This is a genomic window from Desulfosarcina sp. (assembly GCF_041551955.1).
Taxonomy (GTDB): domain Bacteria; phylum Desulfobacterota; class Desulfobacteria; order Desulfobacterales; family Desulfosarcinaceae; genus Desulfosarcina.
The window spans coordinates 1-3,489 of sequence record NZ_JBFELV010000500.1 but is presented as its reverse complement, the minus strand read 5'-3'; the positions used below and the strand labels follow the sequence as shown (position 1 = coordinate 3,489).

Sequence of the window (3,489 nt, the reverse complement as noted above, 5' to 3'; positions counted from 1 at the left end):
TGGACGCGGTAACCTTTTTGCTCATAGACACTCATATTTCTTATGAAAGGGACCCGGCCGTATTCATGGCCGGGTCCCCGGTGTCTTATTCCGCGAGAATTTCGAACGTGGTAACTGTAAGGATTTTTACATCCTGATCCTGCTGAAGGGTACCCACCACCTTCGCTTTCTCACCGATGTGGTTTTCGACGAGCTCGTTGCCTTTTTCAGTTTCGGCGATCTCGTAAACCTGACCGTTGCTGTCAACGATCTGGTAGCTGTCGTTGACCTCACCCTGGATCGTCACCGGTTCCGAGGCCATTGCGGACAAGGGGATCGCCGACATCAAGACCAACGTGATTAACACCATCATCAGCTTTATTCCTCTTTGTTTCATTTTTTTTCTCCTTCGTTGACTGGAAAGGACAATCTGTCCTCAAAAAAATTCGCCGGGCGGTGCCTGCAGTCCGGTATATCAGTTTGAGCAATGATCGGGCCATTATCATATCTATCAGATATTGTTTGAATAATCGTAGACACTAGTATAAAATCAGAACTACCAGACCCGATCAGTAACCGACCGTTTGCCGCACCGGAATTCTTGAATCCTGTGCCTATTTAACCAACATATTGTTATCTTTATTATAATTGAAAATGACAGGTGGGTTCTGGTTTTTTATAAACCGGAACCATTTGTTCCACCTTGGATCTGTCCGCATTGTCCACAGACAAGAAGGCGGCACGCGGGTGTGATCTGGGTGGATTGGATTCAAAAAAGCCCCGAACGATCGTGAACGTCGATTTGGCCGTAGTTGCTTTCCGGCAGTCAGGAACGTTAGTTAATCCCCTATTGAGGGCATCGAAAATGACCGATGGAAACAACCATCTCACCCAGCCGTTCGGGTTGATGGACGGTGCGTCAGGTGAGTTTCAACAAATCCACAATGAGGTGAACCGGCAGCGGGAAATTACCGCCGACCACTCCCGTCCCCTGTCTGAGCGTCTGGAGGCCTACGAGGATATCATCGATTCCGAAGTGGGCGATACCGCTTTCATCCGAGCCCGCAACATCGAGCGGGAGACCGGTTTGCGCCAGATTTTTTTGAAGTTCGAGGGGGGCAATCCCACCGGCACCCAGAAAGACCGGGTGGCCTTTGCCCAGGCTATGGATGCCTTGCGGCGCCGGTACGACACCATCACGGTGGCCACCTGCGGCAACTTCGGCGTAGCACAGGCCCTGGCGGCCTCCCTGGCCGGAATCCGCTGCGTCATCTACATCCCGGGCAATTACCATACCCGGCGAATACGGGAGATCGAGTCGCTGGGAGCGGAAATCGTCCGTGTGCCGGGCGACTATGAAGGGGCGGTGAAAGCCTCCAGCGAACAGGCGGATAAAGAGGAGTGGTACGATGCCAACCCGGGCGGCAGCAACACCTCGATGCAGCTGGGTGCTTACGGCGGTATCTCCTACGAAATATACGATGAGTTGGGCGATGCGCCGGCGGCGGTCGCCGTACCGGTGTCCAACGGGACGACATTTGCCGGGGTGTGCAAGGGATTTGCCAGTCTGCATCGACGGGGCAAGACATCGCGCATGCCGCGGATGGTGGCCGGCTCCTCATTTCGGAAAAACCCCATTGTCCACGCCGCGTTGAAGAACAAACCGACGTGTGAAGACCTGGTCCCCGAAAAAATCCGGGAAACCCGGGTCAATGAGCCGCTGATCAACTGGCACGCCATTGACGGAAACCTGGCACTCAAGGCCATTCGTGAGACCAGCGGCTGGGCCGGTGATGCCTCGGACAAGAACATGCGCCTGTATTCCCGCCTGATCCGTGAGCGGGAGGGACTGGATGTGCTACCCGCCTCTACGGCCGGACTGATCGCCCTGGTCGAAAACCACAGGCTAAACCCTTTGCCCAGCGACCGTTATGTGGTCGTTCTGACGGGGAGAAAATCATGAAGGTCGACGGAAATGCGATTGTCTATTGTGAAGGTGCGTTCAATACGCTAAACGGCAAAACGGCCCATGGCCTGGTTCGGTTCTGCCGCCGGTATGTGATCGCCGCCGTAGTGGATTCCCGGTATGCGGGCCGGGATGCCGGAGAGGTGATCGACGGCAAAGCCTGCGGCATCCCGGTGGTCGACTCCATCGAGACAGCCATGCAGACTGCCGAAAATGCAGGTTCCCCGGCCACTCACCTGGTGATCGGCATCGCCCCCGACGGTGGGCGACTGGAAAAAAGCGCCCGCCAGGATGTAATCACGGCCATCGACATGAATCTCAATGTGGACTGCGGATTGCACGATTTTCTGTCCGAGGATGAGGAGATCGCCCGGCAGGCTGGCATACGCGGCGTGGTGGTCAGGGACATCCGCAAACCGCCAACCAGGGACCGGCTGCACTTTTTTTCCGGCAAGATCGAAGATGTGGCCGCGTTAAAGATCGCCGTGCTGGGAACCGACTCGGCCGTGGGTAAGCGGACCACCGCCTGGCTGATGGTGCAGGCCTTAGAACGATTGGGGTATCGGACCCAGATGATCGGCACCGGCCAGACCGCCTGGATGCAGGGCGCCCGGTACAGCATCATCATGGATTCGCTGGTGAACGATTTCGTGTCCGGAGAGATCGAGCATGCCGTGTGGCAGGCCTGGAACGAGCAGCACCCCGACGTGATCGTCATCGAGGGGCAGGGCAGCCTGATGAATCCGGCCTACCCGGGCGGTTTCGAACTCCTGGCGGCCGGCCGGCCGGACCTGGTGGTCCTGCAGCACGCTCCGGCCAGAAAAGAATATGACGGCTTCCCCGGCTACCCGATCCAGCCCCTGGCGCGGCAGATCCAGGCGATCGAGGGCATTTCCGGAAAACCGGTCGTTGCCGTCACCGTCAACCACGAAGACCTTGTTGAGGATCAGATCCCCATCGTCTGCGACGCCATTGAAAAGGTGGTGGGTTTGCCGGCATTCGATGTGCTCCGGGATCAGGGGGCCGGGCTTGCCGCCACGTTGGTTCCGCATTTGAAGAAGCGGTAACGGTCAAACGTGTGTTGAAGGGATATCGAAAAAAGACATTTCATCGGAAAGGCAGCGCCAATGCCGGAATCACCCCGTCCGCCTGTAGAAAGCAATCATGACCCCCTGAGCCTTTTAACAGTGTTCGACCGGCTGGAGGTGGGGCCGGTGAAGCTTGAGCGAAAACGATTGGTGGCGCCTTATCGACTGTTTTACGGCGATCAGGCTGAGCAGACCGAGCTGATTTATACCTACGAAGAGGATGTGTTCGATCCCGGAAGACCCGACTCCCGGAACTTGGCCGACATGATCGCCGCCCAGGTGGCCCTCAATTACGGTCTGTTCTGCCGCGACATCGTCTTCAACGGCCTGTTCGATAAAACCGACCGCCGGTTTCTCAAGGAGATGGCGGAGAACACCGCCCGGGAAATTTTCGTCAAGAAGTTTTTAGAGCCCAACCCCTTTCTGGTGGGGGAGGCAGCCCGGCTGACGGCAGTC

At 56.9% G+C, this 3,489-nt stretch carries 3 protein-coding genes and 1 pseudogene; 3 read left to right on the top strand and 1 reads right to left on the bottom strand.

The features are described 5' to 3' along the window. Positions 1-85 precede the first annotated feature (85 nt). The gene (locus ABYV26_RS23150) at positions 86-376 is read right to left on the bottom strand and encodes a hypothetical protein (protein WP_372683719.1); all 291 of its coding nucleotides are present in this window, start codon (positions 374-376) and stop codon (positions 86-88) included. A 468-nt stretch (positions 377-844) separates the two neighbouring features. On the opposite strand from ABYV26_RS23150, the gene ABYV26_RS23145 reads away from it, so the two are divergent. The 3 genes and pseudogenes from ABYV26_RS23145 to ABYV26_RS23135 form a co-directional block, all read left to right on the top strand. Beyond that, complete coding sequence (locus tag ABYV26_RS23145) at positions 845-1,942, top strand: pyridoxal-phosphate dependent enzyme (RefSeq protein WP_372683718.1); 1,098 nt, start codon at positions 845-847, stop codon at positions 1,940-1,942. Beyond that, entirely contained in the window at positions 1,939-3,012 is a 1,074-nt protein-coding gene (locus ABYV26_RS23140) for a DUF1611 domain-containing protein (protein WP_372683717.1), read from the top strand. The genes ABYV26_RS23145 and ABYV26_RS23140 overlap by 4 nt, the downstream gene beginning before the upstream one ends. A 60-nt stretch (positions 3,013-3,072) precedes the next feature. Beyond that, positions 3,073-3,489: pseudogene (locus tag ABYV26_RS23135) on the top strand (creatininase family protein); the annotation flags it as partial.